This window comes from Streptomyces sp. NPDC102441 (assembly GCF_044765585.1).
GTDB lineage: Bacteria > Actinomycetota > Actinomycetes > Streptomycetales > Streptomycetaceae > Streptomyces.
The window spans coordinates 45,745-72,451 of the sequence record NZ_JBIWKH010000023.1; the positions used below are offsets into that span (position 1 = coordinate 45,745).

At 69.4% G+C, this 26,707-nt stretch carries 25 protein-coding genes; 9 read left to right on the forward strand and 16 right to left on the reverse strand.

Features of this window, described 5'->3' with window-relative positions:
* Nucleotides 1-38: 38 nt before the first annotated feature.
* The 5 genes from ACIREO_RS36590 to ACIREO_RS36610 form a co-directional block, all read right to left on the reverse strand.
* The gene (locus tag ACIREO_RS36590) at nt 39-1,523 is read right to left on the reverse strand and encodes a peptidoglycan D,D-transpeptidase FtsI family protein (protein WP_404118545.1); all 1,485 of its coding nucleotides are present in this window, start codon (nt 1,521-1,523) and stop codon (nt 39-41) included.
* Between the two features lie 133 nt (nt 1,524-1,656).
* A complete protein-coding gene (locus ACIREO_RS36595) occupies nt 1,657-2,502 on the reverse strand; it encodes an LLM class F420-dependent oxidoreductase (protein WP_404118548.1) in 846 nt (281 codons plus the stop codon).
* 78 nt (nt 2,503-2,580) lie between these two features.
* Nucleotides 2,581-4,149, reverse strand: a complete 1,569-nt coding sequence (locus ACIREO_RS36600; RefSeq protein ID WP_404118550.1) for an APC family permease — start codon at nt 4,147-4,149, stop codon at nt 2,581-2,583.
* A gap of 351 nt (nt 4,150-4,500) precedes the next feature.
* Complete coding sequence (locus ACIREO_RS36605; RefSeq protein WP_404118551.1) at nt 4,501-6,423, reverse strand: AMP-dependent synthetase/ligase; 1,923 nt, start codon at nt 6,421-6,423, stop codon at nt 4,501-4,503.
* Between the two features lie 122 nt (nt 6,424-6,545).
* Nucleotides 6,546-7,823, reverse strand: coding sequence for an acetyl-CoA C-acetyltransferase (locus ACIREO_RS36610; RefSeq protein ID WP_404118702.1), 1,278 nt, complete (start codon nt 7,821-7,823; stop codon nt 6,546-6,548).
* Between the two features lie 74 nt (nt 7,824-7,897).
* On the opposite strand from ACIREO_RS36610, the gene ACIREO_RS36615 reads away from it, so the two are divergent.
* Together ACIREO_RS36615 and ACIREO_RS36620 are read left to right on the forward strand one after the other, a co-directional pair.
* On the forward strand, nt 7,898-9,220 hold the full coding sequence (locus ACIREO_RS36615; RefSeq protein WP_404118553.1) for a 3-oxoacyl-ACP reductase: 1,323 nt from the start codon (nt 7,898-7,900) through the stop codon (nt 9,218-9,220).
* Between the two features lie 3 nt (nt 9,221-9,223).
* Nucleotides 9,224-10,054, forward strand: coding sequence for a MaoC family dehydratase (locus tag ACIREO_RS36620; RefSeq protein WP_404118556.1), 831 nt, complete (start codon nt 9,224-9,226; stop codon nt 10,052-10,054).
* A 13-nt stretch (nt 10,055-10,067) separates the two neighbouring features.
* Here the strand turns inward: ACIREO_RS36620 and ACIREO_RS36625 are convergent, their stop codons facing one another.
* Nucleotides 10,068-10,688 carry a TetR/AcrR family transcriptional regulator gene (locus tag ACIREO_RS36625; RefSeq protein WP_404118703.1) on the reverse strand — a complete coding sequence of 207 codons (621 nt, stop codon included), beginning with the start codon at nt 10,686-10,688 and terminating at the stop codon, nt 10,068-10,070.
* A gap of 235 nt (nt 10,689-10,923) precedes the next feature.
* On the opposite strand from ACIREO_RS36625, the gene ACIREO_RS36630 reads away from it, so the two are divergent.
* The 3 genes from ACIREO_RS36630 to ACIREO_RS36640 all read left to right on the forward strand — a co-directional run bounded on the left by ACIREO_RS36630 (nt 10,924) and on the right by ACIREO_RS36640 (nt 15,179).
* A complete protein-coding gene (locus tag ACIREO_RS36630) occupies nt 10,924-12,129 on the forward strand; it encodes an alpha/beta hydrolase family protein (RefSeq protein WP_404118559.1) in 1,206 nt (401 codons plus the stop codon).
* Between the two features lie 140 nt (nt 12,130-12,269).
* Nucleotides 12,270-13,475 carry an alpha/beta hydrolase family protein gene (locus tag ACIREO_RS36635; RefSeq protein ID WP_404118561.1) on the forward strand — a complete coding sequence of 402 codons (1,206 nt, stop codon included), beginning with the start codon at nt 12,270-12,272 and terminating at the stop codon, nt 13,473-13,475.
* A 171-nt stretch (nt 13,476-13,646) separates the two neighbouring features.
* Nucleotides 13,647-15,179 carry a recombinase family protein gene (locus ACIREO_RS36640; RefSeq protein WP_404118564.1) on the forward strand — a complete coding sequence of 511 codons (1,533 nt, stop codon included), beginning with the start codon at nt 13,647-13,649 and terminating at the stop codon, nt 15,177-15,179.
* 84 nt (nt 15,180-15,263) lie between these two features.
* Here the strand turns inward: ACIREO_RS36640 and ACIREO_RS36645 are convergent, their stop codons facing one another.
* The 5 genes from ACIREO_RS36645 to ACIREO_RS36665 form a co-directional block, all read right to left on the reverse strand.
* Nucleotides 15,264-16,622, reverse strand: a complete 1,359-nt coding sequence (locus ACIREO_RS36645) for a dicarboxylate/amino acid:cation symporter (RefSeq protein WP_404118705.1) — start codon at nt 16,620-16,622, stop codon at nt 15,264-15,266.
* A gap of 392 nt (nt 16,623-17,014) precedes the next feature.
* Nucleotides 17,015-17,311, reverse strand: coding sequence for a DUF4229 domain-containing protein (locus ACIREO_RS36650; protein WP_404118567.1), 297 nt, complete (start codon nt 17,309-17,311; stop codon nt 17,015-17,017).
* 80 nt (nt 17,312-17,391) lie between these two features.
* Complete coding sequence (locus ACIREO_RS36655; RefSeq protein WP_404118569.1) at nt 17,392-17,946, reverse strand: GNAT family N-acetyltransferase; 555 nt, start codon at nt 17,944-17,946, stop codon at nt 17,392-17,394.
* Nucleotides 17,947-18,097: 151 nt separating this feature from the next.
* On the reverse strand, nt 18,098-19,261 hold the full coding sequence (gene mqnE, locus ACIREO_RS36660) for an aminofutalosine synthase MqnE (protein WP_404118571.1): 1,164 nt from the start codon (nt 19,259-19,261) through the stop codon (nt 18,098-18,100).
* A 91-nt stretch (nt 19,262-19,352) separates the two neighbouring features.
* Nucleotides 19,353-19,808 carry an Lrp/AsnC family transcriptional regulator gene (locus ACIREO_RS36665; protein WP_404118573.1) on the reverse strand — a complete coding sequence of 152 codons (456 nt, stop codon included), beginning with the start codon at nt 19,806-19,808 and terminating at the stop codon, nt 19,353-19,355.
* A gap of 121 nt (nt 19,809-19,929) precedes the next feature.
* Here ACIREO_RS36665 and ACIREO_RS36670 point away from each other — a divergent pair, with 121 nt between their 5' ends.
* Nucleotides 19,930-20,079 carry a hypothetical protein gene (locus ACIREO_RS36670; protein ID WP_404118714.1) on the forward strand — a complete coding sequence of 50 codons (150 nt, stop codon included), beginning with the start codon at nt 19,930-19,932 and terminating at the stop codon, nt 20,077-20,079.
* Nucleotides 20,080-20,089: 10 nt separating this feature from the next.
* Here the strand turns inward: ACIREO_RS36670 and ACIREO_RS36675 are convergent, their stop codons facing one another.
* Nucleotides 20,090-20,755: a UbiX family flavin prenyltransferase gene (locus tag ACIREO_RS36675; protein WP_404118707.1), complete on the reverse strand. Its 666-nt coding sequence runs from the start codon at nt 20,753-20,755 to the stop codon at nt 20,090-20,092.
* A 138-nt stretch (nt 20,756-20,893) separates the two neighbouring features.
* On the reverse strand, nt 20,894-22,108 hold the full coding sequence (locus ACIREO_RS36680; RefSeq protein ID WP_404118709.1) for an RNA-guided endonuclease InsQ/TnpB family protein: 1,215 nt from the start codon (nt 22,106-22,108) through the stop codon (nt 20,894-20,896).
* A gap of 49 nt (nt 22,109-22,157) precedes the next feature.
* On the opposite strand from ACIREO_RS36680, the gene tnpA reads away from it, so the two are divergent.
* On the forward strand, nt 22,158-22,586 hold the full coding sequence (tnpA, locus tag ACIREO_RS36685) for an IS200/IS605 family transposase (protein ID WP_404118575.1): 429 nt from the start codon (nt 22,158-22,160) through the stop codon (nt 22,584-22,586).
* Nucleotides 22,587-22,677: 91 nt separating this feature from the next.
* Nucleotides 22,678-23,283 carry a rhomboid family intramembrane serine protease gene (locus tag ACIREO_RS36690; RefSeq protein ID WP_404118577.1) on the forward strand — a complete coding sequence of 202 codons (606 nt, stop codon included), beginning with the start codon at nt 22,678-22,680 and terminating at the stop codon, nt 23,281-23,283.
* 3 nt (nt 23,284-23,286) lie between these two features.
* On the opposite strand, the gene mqnP is transcribed toward ACIREO_RS36690, so the two are convergent.
* Nucleotides 23,287-24,192 (reverse strand): menaquinone biosynthesis prenyltransferase MqnP, encoded by a 906-nt coding sequence (mqnP, locus tag ACIREO_RS36695; protein WP_404118579.1) that lies wholly within the window; start codon nt 24,190-24,192, stop codon nt 23,287-23,289.
* On the reverse strand, nt 24,189-25,646 hold the full coding sequence (locus ACIREO_RS36700; protein ID WP_404118582.1) for a menaquinone biosynthesis decarboxylase: 1,458 nt from the start codon (nt 25,644-25,646) through the stop codon (nt 24,189-24,191). Before ACIREO_RS36700 ends, mqnP begins: the two co-directional genes overlap by 4 nt.
* A gap of 89 nt (nt 25,647-25,735) precedes the next feature.
* Here ACIREO_RS36700 and ACIREO_RS36705 point away from each other — a divergent pair, with 89 nt between their 5' ends.
* On the forward strand, nt 25,736-26,131 hold the full coding sequence (locus ACIREO_RS36705) for a PLD nuclease N-terminal domain-containing protein (protein WP_404118584.1): 396 nt from the start codon (nt 25,736-25,738) through the stop codon (nt 26,129-26,131).
* A 2-nt stretch (nt 26,132-26,133) separates the two neighbouring features.
* Here the strand turns inward: ACIREO_RS36705 and ACIREO_RS36710 are convergent, their stop codons facing one another.
* The gene (locus ACIREO_RS36710; protein ID WP_031098390.1) at nt 26,134-26,574 is read right to left on the reverse strand and encodes a MarR family winged helix-turn-helix transcriptional regulator; all 441 of its coding nucleotides are present in this window, start codon (nt 26,572-26,574) and stop codon (nt 26,134-26,136) included.
* Between the last annotated feature and the right edge of the window lie 133 nt (nt 26,575-26,707).

Genomic DNA, 26,707 nt, shown 5'->3' on the forward strand with positions numbered 1-26,707 from the left:
GGGCGGGGGCTGCGGTTGCGCCAGGAGTGCGGAACTGCTTACTTCCCCAGCACCGCCTTCATCACATCCTTGGCGATCGGCCCGCCGAGGCCACCGCCGGAGATGTCCGAGCGCGAGATGTCCATGGCCGTCGGGTCGATGAAGACCGCGACCGCCACCGACTTGCCGTCGGACTTCTTGCCGTACGAGACGAACCAGCCGTACGGGACTTCCTTGCTCACGTCGTCACCGCGCTGCGCCGTACCCGTCTTGCCGCCCACCGTCACGCCGTCGATCAGCGCGCGCTTGGCACTGCCGTCGGTGGCGGTGAACTCCATCATTTCCTGGACCTTCTTCGCCGTCTCCTCGGAGACGGCCTGGCTCTTGAGCTGCGGCTCGTGCTCCTCCAGGACCGACAGGTCCGGGCCCTGCAGCTTGTCGACGATGTACGGCTGCATCAGCTTGCCGTCGTTGGCGAGGGCCGCCGTGATCATCGCCATCTGCATCGGGGTGCTCGTGAGGCTGCCCTGGCCCATACCGGTGAGGGCGGTGCCGGGCTTGTCGAGCTTCTCGGGGTAGAGGCTCTTCGAGGCGAGCATGTCGCCGAAGTCCTCCGAGTAGACGTCCGCGTTGAAGCCGAACTTCTCGGCCGTCTCGCGCATCCCCTTGTCACCCACCTTGACGGCGGCGTCCAGGAAGACGTTGTTGCAGGAGAACTGCATGGCCGTCTTCATCGACGCCTTGTTGCACGTCGCGTCTCCGGCCTCGCTGCTGATCTTGCTCGACGACAGCGGCAGGGGGTACGGGGAGACCGCGTCGGTCTTGGCGTCGACGTCCGTGACGACGCCGTGTTCCAGGGCCGCCGCGGCCGTGAGGATCTTGAAGGTGGAGCCGGGCGGGAAGGTCTCGCGCAGTGGGCGGTTGGCCAGCGGCTTGCCCTTGTCGTCGACCAGGGCCTGGAACTTGTCGCCCTCCTTGAAGGAGTTTCCGGCGAAGGCCGAGGGGTCGTACGAGGGGGTCGAGACCAGGGCGAGGACCTTGCCGGTCGCCGGGTCGAGGGCGACCACGGCGCCCCGGGCGTCCAGCTCGGTCAGGCCCTTGTAGGCCGCCTCCTGCGCCTTCGGGTCGATGGTGGTGATCACATCGCCGGCGCGCCGCTTCTCACCGGTGAGCATGTCCTTGGCCTGCTGGAAGGCGAAGCGCTCGTCCTGGCCGCTGAGGATGCTGTCGTACGTGTTCTCCAGGAGGGACATGCCCTGCGCCTGGGAGGCGTAGCCGGTGACGGGGGCGTACATCGCGCCCTGCTTGAACGTGCGCTGGTACTTGAAGTCGGTCCCATCGACCGCCTTCGATCCCGTGATCGCCTTGCCGTCGACGATGATGTCGCCGCGCGGGGTGGCGAACTGGGTGATCTTCACCCGCCGGTTGTGCTCGTGCGTGGCCAGTTCCTCGCGCTGGGCGTACTGGACCCAGTTGGCGCGTACCAGCAGAGCCAGCATCAGCAGCCCACAGAAGATGGCTATGTGCCGCAAAGGCCTGTTCATCGTGCTCCCGCTCCCAGGCAGCCGAGCACACACGCACACGGGCCGCACCATCGATGTCCGGAGGTGATAGATGCGATTTTAGCGTCGATGGTTGCACCGGAATTGCACCCGGCGGCTTCCCACCACGGTCCTCTCACAAATGGGCCGCGTACGCGTCCAGCGCGCGCAGCACCTCGGCCTCCCCGGCCGGGGGCAGTTGCAGGACGACCTCGTCCACGCCGAGATCCGCGTAGTACGCCAGCTTTCCCGGGGAGGGCCGGACGGCGTAGGGCACCACCTGGAGCTGCTTCGGGTCGCGGCCCGCCTCCTCCCAGGCGGCGCGCAGCTTCGGCACGGACTCCGACAGGCCGCGACCGCCGATCGGCAGCCAGCCGTCCGCGTCCTTAGCGATCTGCGCGAACAGCTTCGGCCCTGCCGCCCCGCCGATCAGGGTGCGCGGGCCGCTGACCGGGCCGCGCGGCCTCCGCACCGGCTTCGGGTAGGCGTCGCTCGCCCGGACCGAGCCGAACCTGCCCTCGTAGGCCGTCGGTTCGTCCGCCCACAGGGCTCGCATCAGGGCCAGCCGGTCACTGCCGAGCGCGCGCCGTGTCGACCACTCCACGCCGTGGTCGGCGGCCTCCTCCACATTCCAGCCGAAGCCGATGCCGAGCGTGAACCGGCCGCCGGAGAGGTGGTCGAGCGTGGCGGCCTGCTTCGCCAGGTCGATGGGGTCGTGCTGGGCGATCAGCGTGATGCCCGTGCCGAGGGACAGCCGCTCGGTGACGGCGGCGGCCTGCCCGAGGGCGACGAAGGGGTCGAGGGTGCGGCCGTATTCGGCCGGCAGCTCGCCGCCCGCCGGATAGGGGCTCTCCCGGCTCACCGGGATGTGGGTGTGCTCGGGCAGATACAGCCCGGCGAATCCGCGCTGCTCCAGCTCACGTGCGAGCCGGACCGGCGTGATCGTCTCGTCGGTGAGGAAGATCGTTGTGGCGATCCGCATGCGAGGCACCTCCGTCGTCGTCCGTGACGGTCCCAACGTATGCCGTGCGGCGGGTGGATCGGAGCCTCGCCGGGCGATTCAGTCCTGCACGACCAGCGCCGGGGTCTCCTTCGTCAGCACCTCACCGCGGAAGAACGCCGGGCCCCGGCGCCGCATGGCCTCCATCAGCACCACACCGAGCAGCAGCAGCCCGACACCGATGACGAAGACGGATCCGACGCCGAGCACGGACGAACCGGAGCCGTACGCCGGATCCCACATGTCGTACAGGGTCTTGCCGAAGACCGCCGTGAGCAGGGCGCCGCCGACCACGGGGAACAGCCCCTTGAAGACGAGGTCGCGGGCGGACCGGGTGAGGTCGGCGCGGAAGTACCAGGCGCAGGCGAAGGCCGTCAGCGCGTAGTAGAAGCAGATCATCAGGCCGAGCGCGTAGATCGTGTCGACCAGGACGTGCTCGCTGACCAGGGTCATCACCGTGTAGAACACCCCGGTCGCGACACCGGCGACGACCGTGGCCCTGCCGGGCGTCCGGAAGCGGGGATGGACCTTGGCGTAGGAGGCGGGCAGGGCCTCGTACGCCGCCATGGCCAGGACCGTGCGCGCCACCGGGATGAAGGTGGTCTGCAGGCTCGCGGCGGCCGAGGCCAGCACCGCCAGGAAGAGCAGGATGCCGAGGCCGGGGCCCATGACCGGTCCGGCCAGGGCGGCGAAGACGTTGTCGGACGTGTCCGGGTTGGCGAGGCCGAGCCCTGAGCCGCCGGTACCGACGGCCATCTGGGCGGCGATGCCGGTGGCGAGGTAGGAGCCGACGAGGACGACCATGGCGATGAGTGCGGCCCGGCCGGGCGTCCTGTCGGCTCCGGTGGTCTCCTCGTTGGCGGTGAGACAGGTGTCCCAGCCCCAGAACATGAAGATCGAGAGGGACAGTCCGGCCGTGAAGGCGGCGAAGGACCGGACGGCGAAGGGGTTCAGCCAGGACCAGGAGAAGTCCGTGGCCGTCGTGGCGAAGTCGCCGCTGCCCGCCTTCTGCACGGCCATCGCGACGAACACCGCGAGGACCACGAGCTGGAGCGCCACGAGGGTGTACTGGATGCCCTTGGTGGCCGTCATCCCCCGGTAGCTGATCGCCGTGGCGGCGGCGATCAGCAGAAGGCACGTGAGGATGTGGACCGGTTTGCTGTCGTCCAGGGCGGCCACCGGTTCGCTGCCGGTGATCTCGCCGGCGAGCAGCCAGAAGTAGGAGGTGGCGACGCCCGCGAGGTTCGACAGGACGATGATCGTGGCGATCACCAGACCCCAGCCGCACATCCAGCCCAGGCGCGGCCCGAAGGCCTTCACCGTCCAGGTGAACGAGGTGCCGCAGTCCGGCACGGCCTTGTTGAGCTCCCGGTACGCGAAGGCGACCAGCAGCATCGGCAGGAACCCGGCCAGGAACACGGCGGGCATCTGCACCCCGACCTCACCGGCGGTGGAGCCGAGGGTGGAGGTCAGGCAGTACACCGGGGCGACGGTGGAGATCCCGAGGACGGCGCTGCCCATCAGGCCCACGGAGTTTCCGCCGAGGCCCTTCTCGCGTACGCCGCCGTCGGCCGGGGTGCTTCCCCGTACCGTCTCTCCGGCCTGTGGCCGCGCGTCCAGCTCAGTCATGGAGAGGACGCTATGCGCTGCGATTTCCACATCCGGAGGATGAGACTCCGACGTCTCACCCTTGAATTGTCCTACCTATGCGGAATTCAGGGCCATCGATCGAAGGCTCCAGAGCACATGAACCTTGCGATCGACGTCTGAGGGTGGAGTGGAGGGTCGTACGGGAATCGCACCCCTGTCCACTTTGCGACGGTTCAAAATTTTCCCGTCGTGTGCGTGGCGCCGTCCTGCCCTTGAGCACCGCCATGATGCCTCCGCTCCACGGGTGTTCCGGTCCGTCCGTACGGTCGGGACAGCCCCGCCCGGCGGTCCGTCTCCGGAAGCGACTACCGGCCCGTGCGCGGGCCCTCGCTACTGCTTGCGGTACAGCTCCTCGATCTCCGCGTCGAAGTCCCGGATGATCGCGTCGCGCTTCAGCTTCAGCGACGGGGTGAGGTGACCGCTCCCCTCCGTGAAGTCCTTCGGCAGGACGGTGAACTTACGGATGGACTCGGCGCGCGAGACGAGCCGGTTGGCCTCGTCGACCGCGCGCTGCAGCGCCGCCCGGAGCTCCTCGTCGTGGACGAGCTCACGCAGAGGGACGCCTTCCTTCTTCCGCATCCGGCGCCAGTGGGCTAGGCCGTCGGGCTCCAGGGTGATCAGGGCGCTGATGAACGACCGGTTGTCCCCCACCACCATGCACTGGCTGACCAGCGGATGGGCGCGCAGCCAGTCCTCCAGCGGTGCGGGTGCGACGTTCTTGCCGCCCGACGTGATGATGATGTCCTTCTTGCGGCCGGTGATCGTGAGGTAGCCGTCCTCGTCCAGAGCTCCCAGGTCCCCCGTCGCGAACCAGCCGTCCACCAGATGGGGCGTGGCCTCGCCGCGCTCGGTGTCCCAGTAGCCCCGGAAGACCTGGCCCCCGCCGAGCAGCACCTCTCCGTCGTCCGCGATCCGCACGGCGGTGCCCGGAAGCGGCCAGCCCACCGTGCCCAGGCGGGGCTTGAGGGGCGGGGTGACCGTGGCGGCTGCGGTGGTCTCGGTCAGGCCGTAACCCTCGAAGATCTGCATGCCGGCCCCGGCGTAGAACGCTGCGAGCCTGCGTCCCAGGGGTGAGCCGCCGCAGATCGCGTAACGGACGTGGCCGCCCAGCGCGGCCCGGATACGCCGGTAGACCAGCGGGTCGTAGAGGGCGCGGGCCGCGCGGAGCCCCAGGCCGGGGCCGGGGCCCGTGCCGTGTTCGGCGGCCTCGACCGCCTCGCCGTAACGCCGGGCGATCCGGGCCGCGCGGTCGAAGGACGAGGCGCGGCCCATCTTCTCGGCGGTGGCCCGGCCGGTGTTGAAGACCTTCTCCAGGACGTACGGGATCGCCAGCAGGAACGACGGCTTGAAGCCGGCCAGGTCCGCGAGCAGGTCCTCGGTCCGGATGGACGGAGCGTGCCCCAGCCGTACCCGGGCGCGCAGACAGCCGATCGCCACCATCCGGCCGAAGACATGCGAGAGGGGGAGGAAGAGGAGGGTGGACGCGGGGTACTTGGAGACCGACTTGAAGACCGGGTGGAGCAGCTCGATGGCGTTGTCGACCTCGGCGAAGAAGTTCCCGTGGGTCAGGACGCAGCCCTTGGGCCGGCCCGTGGTGCCGGAGGTGTAGATGAGGGTGGCGGGGCTGTCCGGCTCCAGGGCGTCGCGACGGGCCGCGACGGCCGCGTCGGGTATGTCCCTGCCGAGCGACTTCAGCCGGCCTGTCGCACCCGTGTCGAACTGCCACAGATGGTCGAGATCCCCGAGCTGCTGCCGCTCCTGGCTGACCAGCCGGCCCTGCTCCTTCGTCTCCACGGCGCAGGCGACGGCTCCGGAGTCCTGGAGGATCCAGCGCGTCTGGAAGGCCGACGAGGTGGGGTAGATGGGCACGGTGACCAGCCCGGCCGCCCAGGAGGCGAAGTCGAAGAGCGTCCACTCGTAGGTCGTACGGGCCATGATCGCGACCCGGTCGCCGCTCTGGAGGCCCTCCGCCATCAGGCCCTTGGCGACGGCCAGGACCTCGGCGGCGAACTCGGCGGCGGTCACGTCCTGCCAGCTGCCGTCGGCCTGCTTGCGGCTGAGGACCGCCTCGGACGGGGCCTCCCTGGCGTTGTCGAAGGGGATCTCGGCGAGCGAGCCCCGTCGCACGGTCGGGGCGAGCGGCGGCACGGAGACTTCCCGTACGGAGCCGTCGGCCGCCCTGACCTTGGTCGGCTCGACCAGGACCGGAACGGTGGGTGCGGCGGATGCGGCGGCGGGTGCGGGCGTGGACACGGGCGGCTCCTCGACATGGGGTCCGGCACCGGGCCCGTCCCTGGGGCCCGGTGCCGAGGCGGCTGCTGGGTGCGCGGGGTCGTTCACGTACGGATGGGCGGAGTTGTCTCTGTCCCGGAAGGTCAGGCGCGCTCCAGGATGGCGGTGACCCCCTGGCCGCCGGCGGCGCAGACCGAGATCAGCCCCCGGCCGGGCGCGTCCCGCTCCGCGAGGAGCTTGGCCAGGGTCGCCACGATCCGGGCACCGGTCGCGGCGAAGGGGTGGCCGGTGGCGAGGGACGATCCGACCACATTCAGCTTGTCCCTGTCGACGGGCCCGAGGCCCTGCTTCTCCCAGGACGCCAGGGTGGCGAGCACCTGGGAGGCGAAGGCCTCGTGGATCTCGAAGAGGTCGAAGTCCTCCGTGGTCAGCCCGGCGCGCTCCAGCATGCGGGGCACGGCGTACGCGGGCGCCATCAACAGCCCGTCCTCGCCGTTCACGTAGTCCACGGCGGCCGTCTCGTACAGCGACAGATACGCCAGTGGTTCCAGACCACGCGCCTCGGCCCACTCCTCGCTCGCGAGCAGCACGGTGGCCGCACCGTCGGTGAGCGGGGTCGAATTACCCGCGGTCATCGTCGCGTCGGGGTGACCGGCGCCGAACACCGGCTTCAGCGTGGCGAGTTTCTCCACGGTGGAGCCGGGGCGCAGGTTCTGGTCACGGTCCAGACCGAGATACGGGACGACGAGGTCGTCCAGGAAGCCGCGTTCGTACGCCGCGGCGAGCCGCTGGTGGCTGGTTGCTGCGAGCAGGTCCTGGTCCTCGCGGGCCACCCCCCACTTCCGGGCGGTGACCGCCGCGTGCTCACCCATCGAAAGGCCGGTACGGGGCTCGGCGTTGCGGGGGATGTCCGGGACGAGGTGCCCGGGGCGTACGGCGGCGAGCGCCTTGATCCTGGCGCCCGTGGACCTGGCCCGGCGCGCCTCCAGCAGGATCCGGCGCAGCCGGTCGTTGACGCCCAGGGGCGCGTCGCTGGTGGTGTCCGCGCCGCCCGCGATCGCCGAGTCGACCGCTCCGAGCGCGATCTTGTTGGCCGCGGCGACGACGGCCTGCAGCCCGGTGCCGCAGGCCTGCTGGATGTCGTACGCGGGCGTGCGCGGGTCCAGCGCAGAGCCCAGGACGGTCTCGCGGGCCAGGTTGAAGTCCCGGCTGTGCTTGAGGACCGCACCGGCGACGAACTCGCCGACCTGCTGTCCCCGCAGGCCGAAACGCTCGACGAGCCCGTCCAGCGCGGCGGTCAGCATGTCCTGGTTCGACGCCTGCGCGTACGGGCCGTCGGAGCGGGCGAACGGAATACGACTGCCACCGATGACCGCGACCCTGCGCGGCTGCGGAAGTGCGAGGGGAATCAACTCGACCAGCTCATCTCGACAACTCCTGACTCCAGAGTAACCTTACTCTGGAGTAAATCTACGACCGAGCAGGAGTCCAGACAATGGCCGACCGCTATCTGCACTTCACCGGCACGGCTCCCGGCCGGTTCCTGACTCGCAGGCTCGGCCTGCCGCAGCCCGCGCCGCTGCGCCGCTGGACACTGGAAACCCCGTCCCTCGACGGCCCCTTGCTCCACCTCACCGCCGGCAGCTCCGCGCTCTCCGGCACGCTCGGCCCGGTGCTCGCCACGACCGGCCTGAAGGTCACCGGCCAGGCCGGACACCCGGCCGCCGTCGTCCTGGACGCCACCGGCATCACCACGGCCGCCGGACTCGCCGACGTACACGCGGCGCTCCACCCCGTCGTACGGTCGCTGGCCGGCGGCGGGCGCATCGTCGTCCTCGGCACCGTGCCGTCCCCCGACGACCACCACCAGGCGGCGGCCCAGCAGGCCCTCGAAGGGTTCGTACGCTCGCTCGGCAAGGAGATCGGGCGGGGCGTCACGGCACAGTTGCTCCGGCTCACCCCCGGAGCTGACGCCGCCTCGGCCGAGTCCACACTCCGCTTCCTGCTGTCCCCACGCTCCGCCTACGTCAGCGGCCAGGTCGTCGAGCTCACCGCCGACGCGCCCGGCAAGGTCGCCGACTGGGCCGCCCCTCTGTCCGGGCGCACCGCGCTGGTCACCGGCTCGGCACGCGGCATCGGCGCGGCCGTCGCCTCCGTCCTCGCCAGGGACGGGGCCCACGTGATCTGCCTGGACGTCCCGCAGGCCCAGGAGGAGCTCACCCGCACCGCCGACCGCCTCGGAGCCACCGCTCTGCCGCTGGACATCACCGCACCCGATGCCGCCGGCCTGATCGCCGCGGCCGTCCCCGACGGTCTCGACATCCTCGTCCACAACGCGGGCATCACCCGGGACCGCCGGCTCGCCAACATGCCGGCCGACCGCTGGGCCTCGGTCATCGACGTCAACCTCGACAGCGTCCTGCGCACCACGGACGCCCTGCTGGAGACGGGCACCCTGAACCGCGGCGGCCGTATCGTCGCCACCGCGTCCATCGCCGGGATCGCGGGTAACAACGGCCAGACCAACTACGCGGCAAGCAAGGCGGGCATCATCGGCCTGGTCCGCTCCCTGGCCCCGCGCGCCGCCGCCGAGCACGGCGTCACCGTCAACGCCGTGGCGCCCGGCTTCATCGAGACGAAGATGACCGCCGCAGTGCCCCTCCTCATCCGGGAGGCCGGACGCCGGATGAACTCCCTGTCCCAGGGCGGCCTTCCGGTCGACGTCGCCGAGACCACCGCCTGGTTCGCCCAGCCCGCGTCCGGCGCGGTCAACGGCCAGATCGTGCGGGTCTGCGGCCAGAGCCTGCTGGGGGCCTGACCCATGACCGGCCTGAGCCTGTCCCTCGTCCGCGGGGCCGTCACCTCACCCTTCAAACGGGCCGGGCGCCCCGACGCCACCCTGCCCGGCACCCGTGAGGTGGTGCCGCCCGAGCGCATCGCCCCCGGACCCCTCGCCGCGTACAGCAGGGTCTGCGGCTTCGCCGAATCGGGCACGCTGCCGCTCACCTACCCGCATGTCCTGGGCTTCCCGTCGGCCATGCGGCTGATGACGGGCCGCGACTTCCCGCTGCCGGTGCTGGGGCTCGTCCACACCTGGATCGAGATCACCGGCCACCGGCCGATGCAACCGACGGACGAGCTCGAACTCACCGTGTACGCCAGTGAACTGACGCCCCATCGACGTGGCACGGAGGTCACGATGGTGACCGAGGCGCGGCTCGCGGGCGAGCTGGTCTGGGAGTCGCGCAGCGGCTACCTGTCGCGGCACGCGACCGGAGCGCCGGCCGGCCCGGCCACTTCCCGGGACACGGCCCAGGAGCTGCCCGCCGTGGCCGAATGGCGACTGCCCGGCGACCTCGGACGACGCTACGGAGCCGCTTCGGGCGACCGGAACCCCATTCACCTCCACCCCGTGACGGCCCGGCTCTTCGGCTTCCCCCGGCACATCGCGCACGGCATGTGGACCGTCGCCCGCTGCCTGGCGGAGGCCGGCGGCAGGGGTGAGGCGGGCGGACCGGGCCGGATCCGGTCCGTACGGGCGGACTTCAAGGCGCCCGTCCTGCTTCCCTCCACCGTCACGTACGCCGCCGACGGCACCGCCTTCCAGGTGCGCCGTGGCAGCCGCGTCCACCTCACCGGGACGGCTGAGTGACCTCTGCTCGCGCTCAGGCCCCCCGGGACTGCCAGCCGCGCCCGTGCATGAGGTTCTCCAGGCCCGCCCACGAGAAGTTCATCAGGGTGGAGGCGGCCTCCTTGGCCGAGACGCCGGGAGTGACGTTCGCCCACCCGGCGAGCGCCTCCGCCGCCCCCACCAGCGCCTGAGCGAGCCCCGCCACATCCCGGTCGGGCAGCGCGGGGTCGCTGTGCGCCTCACGCGCCGCCGCACCGATCAGACCCGTCACGAACGCAACGATCTCCTCGCGCAGCGCCCCCACCTCGCTGACGAACGGCTCCCCGTGCGAGCTCGCCTGCTGGTGCAGCACCGCCCAGCCGTCCGGGTTCTCCGCGGTGTGCGTGAAGAACGCCCGCAGCCCCGACCACAGTTGCCGGTCAGCCGGAATCCCCGGCTCCACACCCGCCTGCACGGCTTCCACCAGCGCTTTCGACTCGCGGCGGATGCAGGCGGTGAAGAGCTCCTCCTTGGAGTTCAGATACAGATAGACCAAGGGCTTGGACACACCGGCCAGTTCCGCGATCTCGTCCATCGAGGCGGCCCGGTATCCCCGCTGGGCGAAGGTCCGGACAGCCGCGTCCATCATCTGCTGCTCACGCACCGCGCGCGGCATCCGTTTGCTCTTCACTGCACTCACGTCAGACATCCCTCCCGCCCCCAATGCGCTACTCCTCGGTAAGACTACGGCGCGGCCCGGCCCGCCGTCGTACGGACGGAACGCGACCCGGCCACGGTGGCCGGTAGTCGTCCAGAGACCTCCGGGGGAGCCCGCGTACGACCCTGGTAGCCCAAGGGGTCAGCCCTGAGTCCGATGCCTGCGCCCGATCCCGCCGCCTAGTGTCCCTGGCATGACCATCAGACTCCGCAGACGGACGGCCGTCGCCGCCCTCGCAGCCACACTCCTGCTGGCCACACCCGTCGCCACCGCCCAGGCGTTATCCGGCCCGGCACCCGCACCTGCCACGCCCGCCTCCGCCACGCTCGAACTGCCCCGCCCGACCGGCCCGTACACCGTCGGCGCAGAGGTCCTGCACCTCACCGACCACGACCGCACCGACCCCTGGGTGCCCGAGGCCGGGGACCGCGAGCTGATGGTGTCGCTCCACTACCCGGCCCGCGCCGGCAGCGGGAGCGCTCCCGCCCCGTACATGAGCACCGAAGAGGCCCGGCTGATGCTGGCGGGGCGGGGGCTGGACGACATCGTGCCCACCGACGTCGTCAGCTCGGCCTCCACCCATGCCCGTACGGACGCCCGGGCAGCCAGGGGCCGGTTCCCCCTGGTGCTGCTCTCCCCCGGCTTCGGCACACCCCGCGCCACACTGACCTCCCTCGCGGAGGACCTGGCGAGCCGCGGTTATGTCGTGGCGAGCGTCGATCACGCCTACGAGTCCACCGGAACCTCTTTCCCCGGCGGCCGGGTCCTCACGTGCGCTGCCTGCGACGCGGCCGACGCGGCGCCGGACGAGGAGGCCGAACGGGAAGTGCTGAAGACCGTCTCCACGGGACGGGCCGCCGACCTCTCCTTCGTGCTCGACCGGCTGACCGGCCCCCGCCCAGCCTGGGAGAACTCCCGCATGATCGACCGGCGCCGGGTGGCCGCCGCGGGCCACTCCATCGGTGGCAGCGCCGCTGCCTCCACGATGCTCACCGACTCGCGCGTCGACGCCGGGGTCAACATGGACGGCACCTTCTTCGAACCGATCCCCGCGTCCGGCCTCGACGAGCGCCCGTTCCTGATGCTCGGCACCGACGCGGGCCACTACCCCGGCAGCCTGGACACGTCCTGGAACAAGGGCTGGCAGCACCTCGACGGCTGGAAGCGCTGGCTGACCGTCAAGGACTCGGGTCACTTCACCTTCACGGACCTCCCGGCACTCGGCGAACAGCTCGGTCTGCCGGTGGACCCCGAGGCCCCGCTCTCCGGCACCCGTTCGACCGAGATCACCCGGGACTACGTGGCGGCCTTCCTCGACCTGCACCTGAAGGACCGGCCTCAGCCGCTCCTGGACGGCCCGACACCGGACAACCCCGAGGTCGTCTTCCAGCGCCCTTGACGGCCAGGGCACCAGCGGTGCCCCCGGACACAGCTCCGAGCCCGGGGGCACCGGCAAGCAGGAAGTAGCCCCCAGGTCCCCCACAGGATCACTCCTGGGTCCGATGCCTTCGCCCCAGGCCACCGCCTAGCGTCCCTGGCATGACGATGAGACTCCGCAGACGGACGGCCGTCGCCGCCCTCGCAGCCACACTCCTGCTGGCCACACCCGTCGCCACCGCCCAGGCGTTATCCGGCCCGGCACCCGCACCTGCCACGCCCGCCTCCGCCACGCTCGAACTGCCCCGCCCGACCGGCCCGTACACCGTCGGCGCAGAGGTCCTGCACCTCACCGACCACGACCGCACCGACCCCTGGGTGCCCGAGGCCGGGGACCGCGAGCTGATGGTCTCCCTGTATTTTCCCGCCCGCCACGGCCGGCCGGGCGTCACCGCTCCGTACATGAGCACCGGGGAAGCCCGGCTGGTGCTGGCGGGCGTCGGGCTGGAAGACACCGTGCAGCCGACGGCACTCAGTACGCTCGGCACCCACGCCCGCACCGGCGCACGGACGGCGCCTGGGCACTTCCCCCTGGTGCTGCTCTCCCCCGGATTCGGCAACCCCCGGGCGACGGTGACCTCGCTCGCGGAGGACCTGGCGAGCCGCGGTTACGTGGTGGCGAGTGTCGACCACGCCTACGAGTCGGTCGGGACCGAACTGCCCGACGGCCGGCTCCTGACCTGCGTGGCCTGCGAGAAGATGGAGTCCGCGCCTTCCGACGAAGCCCGGGAGGAGCTGGGCAGGCTCGTCTCCACAGGACGGGCCGCCGATCTCTCCTTCGTACTGGACCGGCTGACCGGCCACCGTCCCGCCTGGAAGAACTCCCGCATGATCGACCCGTGCCGGGTCGCCGTGGCGGGCCATTCCATCGGGGGCAGTGCGGCTGCCTCCGCGATGCTCGCCGACCCGCGCTTCGACGCGGGGATCAACATGGACGGCACGTTCCAGGAGCGCGTTCCCGCGTCAGGTCTCGGCGAGCGCCCCTTCATGATGCTGGGCACCATGGGCCTCCACTCCCCTGGCGGTGGGGACGAGTCCTGGGACGAGGGCTGGCAGCGGCTGGACGGCTGGAAGCGCTGGCTCGGCGTCGAGGGCTCCGGCCACTCCAGCTTCACGGACGTACCGGTCCTGGAGGACCGGATGGGTGTGACGCTGGACCCCACGGTCACGCTCTCCACCGACCGTCAGGTCCGGATCACCCGTGACTACGTCGGCGCCTTCCTCGACGAGCACCTGAGCGGCCGGCACCAGCTCCTGCTGGACGGCCCCACACCCGGCAACCCCGAGGTCGTCTTCCAGCAGCCCTGACGGCCGGGGCACACAGCGGTGCCCCCCGGACACAGTTCTGAGCCCGGGGGGCACCGCCGCCTCTTCGCGCGCCGCAGCGATCACCAGGACCTGCGTCTAACCGGTACGTGCCGTAACCGCCCGGCCTGTATGCACGTTATGCAGCGCGGTGCGACAGGTCGGAGGGTTTTCATGTCCAAGCCGCAGCGCGTGGCGATCTACACACGGATCAGCAAGGACCGCAAAGGTCAGGAACTCGGAATCCTGCGCCAGGAGGCCGCGTGCCGAGAGCTGTGCGCCAGGCTTGGATGGACGGTCCACAAGGTCTATCCGGAGAATGACATGTCGGCATCCACCACCAGTAAGCGGAAGCGGCCCGCCTACACGGAGATGCTGCGTGACGCTCGGGACGGGCTGGTGGACGCGATCGTCGTCTACTCGATCGACCGCCTGACCCGCCGTCTCACGGAGCTGACCAGCTTCCTCGAAGAGCAGAGGGAGCACAGTTTCGCGTTCGCTACGACGGAAGGTGAGGACACGGCCACGGCCAACGGCCGCATGATCCTCACGATCAAAGGGGCGGTGGCCCAACAGGAGACGGAGCGCATGTCGGAGCGAATCAATGGTTCATTGCTCCAGCGGCGCGAGAGGGGAAGGCCGCATGCGGGAGGCCCCCGCGTCTTCGGCTTCGATCGGGATTCGGGCTTTCAAAGGATCGTGCCCGAGGAGGTGGAGTTGATCCGACGCGGTTACGACATGCTCATGAGCTCTCCGGGACGGACCCCAGGAGACGTGGCCCGGCTGTGGAACGAAGCGGGTGCGCGATCTCCCGGCGGAACGGCCTGGTCGATCCAGAAAGTCAAGCGGGTGTACCGGTCCGAGCGGATCGGGGGGATCATCACGCACAAGGGGCAGGACATCGGCGACAGTATCTACCCTCACCCGCTCACCCGTAATGAGTGGACCAACGTCCAAGTCGTGCTGGACAGCCGGGCAACGCCCTCCGCGCAGGGATCCGGCAAGCGGAAGCACCTGTATTCAGGATTCCTCAAGTGCGGGTACTGCGGGTCGACCATGCGGGTTCAGTGGGCCACGATCCAGGGCCGTACGTTTCGGCGGACGCTCTGTCACTCGGGCCAGGTAGGGCACGACGGTGAACTGGGGTGCGGAAAGGTCAGCCGCTCGTACGCGTGGATCGAGGAGCAACTGAATGCGGCGGTCGAGGCCGCATTGCAGGAACATCGGCCGCAACCGCAGCAGCCTCCTACTGAGGATCTGACCGGGCCGATCGCAGTGCTGGAGGATCGTATCCGCGCTCTGCGTCAGCGGTGGAAGGGCGGGGACATGGAGGACGAGGACTACTTCGACTCCCTCGGCCACCTTCGCAGCGACTTGCAATCCCTCCGCTCCCGCGAGTCCGCAGGGGTCGTCAGGCAGACGCGCCGGGTGACGGACGCTCTGACGGTGTGGGACGACGACTCCGCGGAGAACCTGGAACGCCGCAGGGCAATCGTGGCACTGGTCCTCGAGAAGGTAGATGTGTTCAGTGTCGGACGGGGCCGCAGGAAGCCGCCCGAGCCTGAATCGATCAGGATCACGCCGGTCGCGGCTCCGCGAGGAGGGACTCATCAATGCGATTCGCCGAGCGACACACCGCCCCCGAGTTCCGACCGACCCACGGGGTCACTTCTGCCGAAACAGCACACCAAGGCGGTAGTCCCCTGACCATGGCGCGAAGAGGCCCCCTACCAGGGCGCAAGCGCGGTAGAGGGCCGTTCCGGAGCACCGGAGACTGTTGTTCGTTACGCCTCAGGCAGCGACTTCCGCGCGCTCCTTGGAATCCTGGGGCTCGGTCCCGAACTCCTCAACGGGCGAGTAGCCACCCGAGTCGTACGCGTCGCGGTCGAGGATGCCCTCCCGTGCCGCCACGATCAACGGCGATACAACCTGTCCGGCCACGTTGGTGGCGGTGCGCATCATGTCCAGGATCGGGTCGATCGCGAGGAGCAGGCCCACGCCTTCCAGCGGGAGGCCCAGCGTCGACAGGGTGAGGGTCAGCATGACCGTGGCGCCGGTGAGGCCGGCGGTGGCCGCCGAGCCGATGACCGAGACGAACGCGATCAGGATGTAGTCACCGATGCCCAGCTGGACGTCGAAGATCTGCGCGATGAAGATCGCCGCCAGCGCCGGGTAGATCGCGGCGCAGCCGTCCATCTTGGTCGTGGCGCCGAACGGCACGGCGAAGGACGCGTACTCCTTCGGGACACCGAGACGCTCGGTGACCTGCTGGGTGACGGGCATCGTGCCGACCGAGGAGCGGGAGACGAAGCCCAGCTGGATCGCGGGCCAGGCGCCCTTGAAGAACTGCAGCGGGCTGACCTTGGCGACCGTGGCGAGGAGCAGCGGGTAGACGCCGAACATCACCAGGGCGCAGCCGATGTAGACGTCGGCGGTGAACGTGGCGTACTTGCCGATCAGGTCCCAGCCGTAGTCGGCGATGGCGTAGCCGATGAGGCCGACGGTGCCGATCGGGGCGAGGCGGATGACCCACCACAGGGCCTTCTGGAGGAGCTCCAGGATCGACTCGCTGAGGGAGAGGATCGGCTTGGCCTTCTCGCCGAGCTTGAGCGCGGCGATACCGGCGACAGCGGCCATGAAGACGATCTGGAGGACGTTCAGCTCGGTGAACGGCGTGATGACGTCCGTGGGGATGATGCCGGTGAGGAAGTCCAGCCAGGAGCCCGCGCTCTCGGGCTTGGAGCCGTCCTTCGGGGTGAGGCCGGTGCCGGAGCCCGGGTTGGTGATCAGACCGATCGCGAGGCCGATGGCCACGGCGATCAGTGACGTGATCATGAACCAGAGCAGTGTGCGGGTGGCCAGCCTGGCGGCGTTGTTGACCTTGCGCAGGTTGGTGATCGACACCAGGATCGCGAAGAAGACGAGGGGCGCCACGGCCAGCTTCAGCAGCTGGACGAAGATGTGACCGACCTGGTCGAGCGTGGTGTAGAGCCAGCCGATCTCGTAGCTGCGGGTGATCCAGCCGAGCAGGACACCGAGGACGAGACCGGCGACTATCTGTATCCAGAACGGGATGCTGGGCAGGCGGAAGCCGGAACCGGACGGCTTGCCGGCTTCGGTCTCGGCGGTGGGCGCGGGATTCGCGGACACGGACACACTCCAGATGTGACGCATCGGGACGTACGAGGACAGACGTACGGTCATGCGGTCGAACGGGGGACGGGGGTGCGGCGCCCGCGTCAAGGGCGGCGCCGCTGCATGATGCCGGTTCAGACGTTGCGGCAACAGACCGCGGACATACAGCGGCAGAGATCGACATGCAGGCGCGCCACGAGCGGAACGCTCAGAGCGTGATGGGTGCGCGCTGCGGTGAACATGTCCAATACGTTAACACTGCAACTTTGAGAACCTCAAAGGTACGCTTCTTGATCAATTTGGGCCGGGCCCGCCCCGGGCACGCGGAAACCCCGGTACGGGAGCGGCTGCTCCGGTCCGGGGCTTCGTGTCCGTACGCGTGCGGTGTGAGGAACCTTACGCGGAACCTACTGGGTGACGCTGTCCTCGCGGGTGCGGTTCGCCTCGAGCCTGGCCTTGGTCCGGTCGACCGTCGAGATGAGCTGCTCGGACATCTCGTCGCGCTGCTTGCGCAGCAGGATGAAGCTCAGCGGCGCGGAGAGCAGCAGGCCGAGGAGGATGACCCAGACGACATTGGAGCCGCCGACGCCGGCGGGGAGCACTCCGAAGTGGACCGCCAGGCCGGAGACGAAGAAGCAGCCGACGAAAATCAGCAGGCGCATGGCGGTGTACCTGATCGTTGCGCTCGGCTTGGCAGCGGACACGGCTGGCCTTCTCTCTACGTCCGACGTTCCTGCGGTGGTGCGGAGTCTCGCCCGACCAGTGAAGCATGCCCCGAAATCGATCAGTTCGCAGGGTTGCCCTGGCGCGCCTGGCGGAAGAGCGGGAGCAGCATGATGACGTCGTCGCGGTCGTCGCCCTCGGCGACCCGGATGGCGTTCGGGACCCGGCCCACCTCCTTGTATCCGCAGGAGGCGTAGAAGCGGTCGGCCCCGGTGCCACCGCGGCAGGTGAGCCGGATGGCCTCGATGCCGTCGATCTCCAGGGCGGCGTCGGCCGTTGCCGCCATCAGCGCGCGCCCGAAGCCCCTGCCCTGGTGACGCGGGTGGACCATCACGGTGTAGGCGCCGATCCAGTGCCGCATGAGCCGGTGGGTGTTGTGGGTCAGGAAGGCGGTGGCTGCCACCGTGCCGTCCTCGTCCCGCCCGACGACCAGGTGCGTGCGGCCCTCGGCCATCCCGGCGAGATGCTTGACCAGCTCCGGCCTGACCTCGTCGTGGGTGACGGGGGGCACGAAGCCGACGGCTCCGCCGGCGTTGCTGACGTCGGTCCAGAGCGCGGTGATGCCGTCCCGCAGGGCTCGGTCGAACGCGGGATCCACTTCAAATGTAAGCGCCATAGGTGCAGATTAGCCATTACGAATAAGCGCCTTCAACTCGCGTCCACCACGCGAGAAAGCCCCGGCCGGGGGACGGCAGGCCGGGGCTTTCGTGCAGCGGGGCACCCCGGGGCACCCGCTACGGGCGCGGGGCGCCGGGAGGGCGTGAGCCTCAGACGCGCATCGGCTGCGGCGTCTCGCGCCGATCGGCCTCCGGGCCCGGGTACTCACGCAGGATCTCGTAGCGGGTGTTGCGCTCCACGGGCTGGAAGCCCGCGTCCCGGATGAGGTCGAGCAGGTCCTCGCGGCCGAGCTTGTTCGGCGTGCCGTAGTCGTCGGCGTCGTGCGTGATCTTGTACTCGACGACCGAGCCGTCCATGTCGTCCGCACCGTGCTGGAGCGCGAGCTGCGCGGTCTGCACGCCGTGCATCACCCAGAAGACCTTGACGTGCGGGACGTTGTCGAAGAGCAGCCGCGAGACCGCGAAGGTCTTGAGCGCCTCCGCGCCGGTCGCCATCGACGTCCGCGCCTGGAGGGTGTTGCGGACCTTGCCGTCCTTCATGTCCACGAAGTCGTGCTGGTAACGCAGCGGGATGAAGACCTGGAAACCGCCGGTCTCGTCCTGCATCTCCCGCAGCCGCAGCACGTGGTCGACGCGGTGACGGGGCTCCTCGATATGCCCGTACAGCATCGTCGCCGGGGTCTTCAGACCCTTCTCGTGCGCGAGACGGTGGATGCGCGACCAGTCCTCCCAGTGGGTGTTGTGGTCGACGATGTGCTGGCGGACCTCCCAGTCGAAGATCTCCGCGCCGCCACCGGTCAGCGACTCCAGACCGGCCTCGATCAGCTCGTCGAGGATCTCGGAGGCCGAGAGCCCGGAGATCGTCTCGAAGTGGTGGATCTCCGTCGCCGTGAACGCCTTGAGCGCCACCTCCGGCAGGGCTTCCTTGAGCGCGCTGAGCGAGCGCGGGTAGTAGCGCCACGGCAGGGTGGGGTGCAGCCCGTTGACGATGTGCAGCTCGGTGAGGTTCTCGCCCTGCATCGCCTTCGCGAGGCGGACGGCCTCCTCGATGCGCATCGTGTACGCGTCCTTCTCGCCCGGCTTGCGCTGGAACGAGCAGTACGCGCAGGACGCGGTGCACACGTTGGTCATGTTGAGGTGACGGTTGACGTTGAAGTGGACGACGTCGCCGTTCTTCCTCGTACGCACCTCGTGGGCCAGCCCGCCGAGCCAAGCGAGGTCGTCGGACTCGTAGAGCGCGATCCCGTCCTCGCGGGTCAGCCGCTCGCCGGCCCGGACCTTCTCCTCCAGCTCACGCTTGAGTCCCGCGTCCACCAGTGCCCCTCCCATGTCTCTGTACAGCCGTTCCGGCAGCCCACGGTACTCCCCCGCCTTCCGGTCGGGGGCACCCCCACCACCGCTCGCGTCACTCCTCCTCGGGGAGCTCCCCGACCCTGTTCTCCCACTTGGTGGAGAGCACGACCGTCGTACGGGTCCTGGAGACCCCCCTGGTGCCGCTGAGCCGCCGGATGGTCTTCTCCAGTCCGTCCACGTCGCCGACCCGCACCTTGAGCATGAACGAGTCGTCGCCCGCGATGAACCAGCAGTCCTCGATCTCGGCGAGGTCCTTGAGCCGGTGCGCGACGTCCTCGTGGTCGGCGGCGTCGGAGAGGGAGATGCCGATCAGCGCGGTGACACCGAGCCCCAGCGATGCCGCGTCGACCGTCGCGCGGTACCCAGTGATGACCCCGGCGGCTTCCAGCCGGTTGATGCGGTCGGTGACGCTGGGCCCGGATAGCCCGACGAGCCGCCCCAGCTCGGCATACGAGGCCCTGCCGTTCTCCCTGAGGGCCTGGATGAGCTGCCTGTCCACCGCGTCCATATGACTGAAACCTTCCATTGTTCAGCAGTGCCGCGAGTTTACGTGTAGAATCTAAGGCACAACAGGGTCAGGCCCTGTAAATCTTCCTCATCATTCATGAAACGCTTTCGAATCCTCAGGAGTGAACTTCACCGTGTACTCGATCGAGATGGCCTACGCCCGGATGCGCGAGCTGCAGGACCTGGCCAACCGCTCGCGTGCCCACCAGCCCGCCGCCGCCCACCGCGTCGACCGCACCCGCTCCCCGCGCCTGCCCGGGAAGAAGCGCTGACCCCAGAGGTTCAGCCCCGGGAGGCACCACCGAGCTCCCCTTCCCAGCGGCGGTACAGCTGGTGCGGCACCCCCGCCGCGTCCAGCACCCGCCCGGCGACGAAGTCCACCAGATCCTGGATGTGCGTCGCCCCCGCGTAGAACGCCGGAGAGGCGGGCAGCACCACGGCGCCCGCCTCGTCGAGCGCGACCATCTGCTTCAGTGTCTGGCCGCTGAGCGGTGTCTCGCGCACGGCCACGACCAGCTTCCGCCGCTCCTTGAGCGTCACGCTCGCGGCCCGCTGGAGCAGATCCTTCGAGAGTCCGAGCGCCACCCCGGCCACGCACGCCGTCGATGCCGGGACGATCAGCATCCCCTTAGCCGGATACGAGCCCGAGGACGGCCCTGCCGCCAGGTCGCCGGCTGCCCAGTGGCGTACGCCGTCGATGTCGGGCCGGAAGGTGTCCGGCTTCCCGTCCGCGCCCCGCGCCAGCCAGCTCCGCAGGTCCTCCTGCCAGTGGGCGTCACGGAAGGCGGTCCCCGTCTCGTCCAGGAGCGTCAGCCTCGAGGCACGGCTGACCACCAGATCGACGCTCTCGCCGGCGGCCAGCAGTCCACGCAGCACCGAGGCCGCGAACGGCGTGCCCGATGCGCCCGACACCCCGACAATCCAAGGCCTGCGCTCCTGCTGAGTCATCGAAGTCCCGGTTCTCACACCGCCGAGCCTATCCGGCACCCCTTCCCAGGAACTGAGCCAGGGGATCCGGACGTTGCAACGGTGCACGGATGAGGGAACAGCCGTGACTCCTCCCCGCCCTGGAGGCGGGGCTTCTCGCTACGCCGTGTTGGCGTGGCGACGGACCAGCCCGGCCCGTAGAACATTGAGTGCCCCGACCTCGTCAGCATGCGCCTGATGGCCGCAGTCGACGCAGTGGAACTTCTCCTGTGTGGGCCGGTTCTCCTTCGCGGTGTGCCCGCATGCGGGACACGTGCGGGAGGTATTGCGGGGGTCCACGGCCATCACTTCCCGCCCGGCACTCTCAGCCTTCGCGTTCAGGATCGTCAGGAACACCCCCCAACCGGCATCAGCGATCGAATAGTTGAGTCCTGCCTTGGCTGCCGCCCCGTTGGGCAGAAACGCGCCCGCAGTTTCGGGGTCGGGTTTCGGTGCGGGGGTTTTGCTCATGTTGCGGATCTTGAGGTCTTCGTGCGCGATGAAATCATGCTCGCGAACCAGGGTGAGCGCGGTCTTGTGGGCGTGGTCGAGGCGCCGGCGCCGCACCTTGCCGTGCAGGGCCACGACCTTCTCGACCGCCCGCTGGTGGTTCTGGGTGCGGTCCTTGGCCTTGCACCGTGGGAACCGGGACAGCGCCCGCTGCGCGGCCTCCAGCTTGCAGGCGGCCTTGCGGGCGTGGCGCGGGTTGGGGATGTGTACGCCGTTGGAGTCGGTGAGGAACGAGGCAATGCCGATGTCGATGCCGATGTCGGAGCCGGTTGCGGGCAGTGGTTCGGGCAGGGCCTGTTCTGCGGTGAGTACGACGAACCATTTGCGGCCCTCGCGTTTCACGCTGACGGTCCTGACCGTGCCGACCACTGGGCGGTGCTGGTTGACCCGGACGTGCCCCACGCCCTGAAAGCGGACCCGGGTAACGGGGTCGTGCGGGGTCGAGTCCCAGCGGCAGCCGTCGCCGTCCCGGGGAAAGTCCACCGTGTCGAACCAGTTCGCCCCGCGAAAGCGCGGGTAGCCGGGCTTGCCCCCGGCCTTGACTCGACGGAAGAACGCGGCAAACGCCTTGTCCAGCCGTCGCAGCGTGGCCTGCTGGGAGCTGAACGACCAGCGGCCCTGCCGTTCGGGATCGAAGGCCCGGATATCCTTGAGCTGCCCCGACTGCATCCCGTACTTGATGCTCGTCCTCGACGGATGCCGGTAGGCATCACGGCGTTCCTGCAACGCACCGTTGTAGAGCGAGCAGTGATCACGCAGCATCTCACCGAGCGCGATCGCCTGACCCACCGTGGGCCGTAACAGAAACTTGTACGCACGAATCAACCAGCCCACCCCCCTTCGCCCGGCTTGTCCAACACACTACCCTTGGTGGATGTCACCGCGTTGGGAAACCGATCCCGAAGTCCGCAGGGGAAATCATGTCGTTTTCCACTTGCACGTGCACTTGGTGTTTGTCACCAGGTATCGGCGCGGTGTCTTCAACGACGACATGCTGACCCGCTGCGAAGAGATCATGCGGGACGTCTGTCAGTCCTTCGAGGCAGAGCTGCGAGAGTTCAACGGCGAAGATGATCACGTCCGCCTTCTGGTGCACTACCCACCGAAGGTCCAGCTGTCCAAACTGGTCAACTCCCTCAAAGGGGTCTCCTCTCGATACTTGCGCCAGGAGTTCACCGGGCCCAGCAACCGGGCAATCATGCACGGCCGTTTCTGGTCTCCGTCCTACTTCGCAGGGTCCTGCGGCGGAGCACCGTTGAGCATCGTCAAGCAGTACATCGAGCAGCAGAAACGTCCGCTCTGACCATCACGTCAGAGCAGCCACGAGATCGCATACCCGCCCGGCCTGGAGGCCGGGATGCCCTGCGAAGATCGGGGATGGACAGGAGGTGACCATGACGGGCACACGCACCACCGCCACCGCACGGGCCGTCACGGCCGGCGCGGTCATGCTCGCCTGGATCGCGCTGCTGTGGGTGCTGGAAGGCATCGACACGGCGACGGACAACTCCCTCGACACCTACGGCGTCAGCCCCCGCGAGCCCGCCGAGCTGGCCGACGTCGTGCCGTCCGCGTTCCTGCACAGCGGCTGGGAGCATCTGGCATCCAACAGCGTCCCGCTGCTGGTCCTCGGCTTCATCGCCGCACTCGGCGGGATACGCAGGTTCGCCGCCGTGGTCCTCGTCGTGATCGTGACGGCCGGCCTCGGCGTCTGGCTCACCGCGCCGCCGGACACGGTGACGCTCGGCGCGTCCGGTGTGGTCTTCGGCCTCTTCGGTTATCTGCTGGTGCGCGGCTTCGTGGACCGGCGTCCGCTGGACATCGTCGTCGGCCTGGTCATCGCCGCGGTCTACGGCTCCCTGCTCTGGGGCGTGCTGCCGACGGACTCCGGCATCAGCTGGCAGGGCCATCTCTTCGGCCTCATAGGCGGGGTGGCGGCGGCGTTCGTCTTCCGCCGCCCCCGCCTCCCCGAGGGGCCGAAGGGCTACATCACGGCGTGAAGCTCACGGCGTGAGGCCCCGCACCAGCAGATCGAGCAGCGCACAGGCGAAGAGCGCGATCCCGATGAAGCCGTTCACCGAGAAGAAGGCCCGGTTCAGCCGGGACAGGTCGTGCGGCCGCACGACCCGGTGCTCGTACACGAAGGCCACGGCGACGATCACCATGCCGATCCAGTAGAAGATCTCCGCGTCCGTCGCCAGTCCGAACCACACCAGAAGCCCGGTCGTCACCACATGGCAGACCCGTGCGCCCCACAGCGCGGCCGGGATCCCGAAGCGCGCGGGGAAGGAGAGCACTCCGTGGGCCCGGTCCGCCCGCACGTCCTGGCAGGCGAAGATCAGGTCGAAGCCGCCGATCCAGATGCCGACGGCCAGCCCCAGGATCACCGCGTCCCACGACCAGCTCCCGGTCACCGCCAGCCAGGCGCCGATCGGCCCTATGGCCTGGGCGATCCCCAGGATCGCGTGCGGGAAGTTCGTGAACCGCTTGCCGTACGGGTAGACGACCATCGGCACGACGGCGACCGGCGCCAGCGCCAGACAGAGGGGGTTCAGCAGGGCGGCGGCGCCCAGGAAGACCACGACGGCCACGATCGCGCCGGTCCACGCGGACTTCACCGTGACCGCGCCGGTCACCAGCTCCCGGCCCTCCGTGCGCGGGTTACGGGCGTCGATCTCCCGGTCGATGATCCGGTTGGCGGCCATCGCGAACGTACGCAGTCCGACCATCGCGATGGTCACGAGCAGCAGGGTGCCCCAGTGGAAGGTGCCGTCCAACTGGAACATCGCGGTCAGCGCGGCGATGTAGGCGAAGGGCAGCGCGAAGACCGAGTGCTCGATCATCACCAGCCGCAGGAACGCGCGGGGCTTGCTGCGGGGCTGCGGCACAGCGGCGGCGGAGGCGCTCACAGTCCGTATTCCTTCCAGCGTCGCGTCACACGATCGGATGTATCCGGGTCGGACTCGACCATGGCCGGCCAGCCGCCGTCCCGGGTGTAGCCCTCCTCGGGCCATTTCCTCGTCGCGTCGATCCCGGCCTTGCCGCCCCAGAACTGCTGGTAGGAGGCGTGGTCGAGATGGTCCACCGGGCCCTCGACGACCGTGAGGTCGCGGGCGTAGTCGGTGTTGCCCAGCGCCCGCCAGGAGACCTCGTGCAGATCATGGACGTCGCAGTCGGAGTCCACGACCACGATCAGCTTGGTCAGCGACATCATGTGGGCACCCCAGACGGCGCTCATCACCTTCTGGGCGTGCTTCGGGTACTTCTTGTCGATCGAGACGATCGCGCAGTTGTGGAAGCCGCCCGACTCCGGCAGGTGGTAGTCCACGATGTCCGGAACGATGATCTTGAGCAGGGGCAGGAAGAACCGCTCGGTGGCCCGCCCCAGCGGACCGTCCTCGGTGGGCGGCCGGCCCACGACGATCGACTGCAGCAGCGGGCGCTTCCGCATCGTCACGCAGTCGATCTTCAGTGCGGGGAAGGGTTCCTGGGGGGTGTAGAAGCCGGTGTGGTCGCCGAACGGGCCCTCGGGCAGCATCTCGCCCGGCTCCAGCCACCCCTCGATGACGACCTCGGCCTGCGCCGGGACCTGGAGCGGGACGGTCTTGCAGTCGACCATCTCGATCCGCTTGCCCTGGACGAAGCCGGCGAAGAGGTACTCGTCGATGTCCCCGGGCAGCGGCGCCGTGGAGGCGTACGTGACCGCGGGCGGCGCACCGAACGCGATGGCGACGGGCAGCTTCTCACCGCGCCTGGCGGCGACCTGGTAGTGGTTGCGGCTGTCCTTGTGGATCTGCCAGTGCATCCCGATGGTGCGCTTGTCGTGACGCTGCAGCCGGTAGAGGCCGAGGTTGCGGATCCCCGTCTCGGGGTCCTTGGTGTGGGTGAGGCCCAGATTGAAGAAGGAGCCGCCGTCCTCGGGCCAGGTGAAGAGCGCGGGCAGCTGCTCCAGGTCCACGTCGTCGCCGGTGAGGACGACCTCCTGGACGGGGGCGCTGTCGGACTTCACCTTCTTCGGCGGCAGGTGGGTCACCGCGCCGAGCTTCCCGAACGCCTCGCGGATCCCGACGAACCCCTGCGGCAGCTCCGGCTTGAGGAGGCCGCCGATCTTGTCGCTGATCTCGGCGTAGGACTTCAGCCCGAGCGCCTTGAGCAACCGCCGGTCGGTCCCGAAGACATTCATGGCCAGGGGCATGGACGCCCCCTTGACGTCCTCGAAGAGGAGCGCGGGGCCACCCGCCTTGTTCACCCGGTCGACGATCTCGCCGACCTCCAGATAAGGGTCGACCTCGGCCTTGATGCGCTTGAGGTCGCCCTCGCGCTCCAGAGCCCGGAGCAGGGAGCGAAGATCGTCGTAAGCCATAAGGCCAAGTATCGGACACCCGCTACCCTTGGCCCGTCACCGGGGGCGGTCCGTGCGCCCCCTCACCTCACCTCGGGGGATCTTGCACGATGCTCAGGGCCCTGATCTACATCCTGCCGCTGGCGCTGACGATCTTCGCGTTCATCGACTGCCTGAACACCCCGGAGGACGAGGCCAAGCACCTGCCGAAGATCGCCTGGGTCTTCATCATCCTGCTGTTCTGGATCGTCGGGCCGATCGTCTGGCTGGCCGCGGGCAAGACGCGCCACGCACCCGCCGGGGGCGGCACGCCCTCCCGTGGGCGCCGGACGACGTGGGTGGCGCCGGACGACAACCCGGACTTCCTCAAGTCGCTGAAGGACGACAAGGACCACGAGTCGCGCCTCGACGAGCGGGAGGCCGACCTGCGCCGCCGCGAGGAGGAGGTCAAGCGCCGGGAGAGCGGCGCCGGCCCGGACGACTCGGCCCCGCCCGCCACGTCATGACCTCATGACGACAGCAGCCGCCCCAGCCGGTCGAGCAGGGGCAGCAGCGCCGTACGTTCCTCGGGGGTGAGGGCCTCCAGGGCGCCGTGCACCACGCGCATCTCGGCGCGGATGCGGTGCGCCAGTTCGGTGCCCTCCGCCGTGCGGGAGGCCACCTTGGAGCGGCGGTCACCGGGCGCCGGGGTGCGTGTCACCAGGCCACGGGTCTCCATACGGCCGATGAGACCGGTCGCGTTGGACGCGTCGCACACCAGATGACTGGCCAGCGCGCTCATGGGCATGGGCTCGTTGAGGGCGATCAGCGCCCGGGCCTGCGAGGTGCTGAGCCCGTGGCGGCCGGCGACGGCGGTGAGGTCGTCGTGGTGGCCACGGACGACGACTGCGAGGGGTTCGAGCAGTTCGTCCGGAGTAGGGACGGCGCGGGGTGCCGGTTCCGTCGTCATGGTCGGTCATCCTTCGATCGGTACGCGTGGTCCGGAGGCCCGGACTCCGGCCGCCACGCACCCGCATTCATTTGACATGCTCAACTTTGACCCGTTACATGAAGGGCATTGCTTGAGCATATCAAGCTTCAGG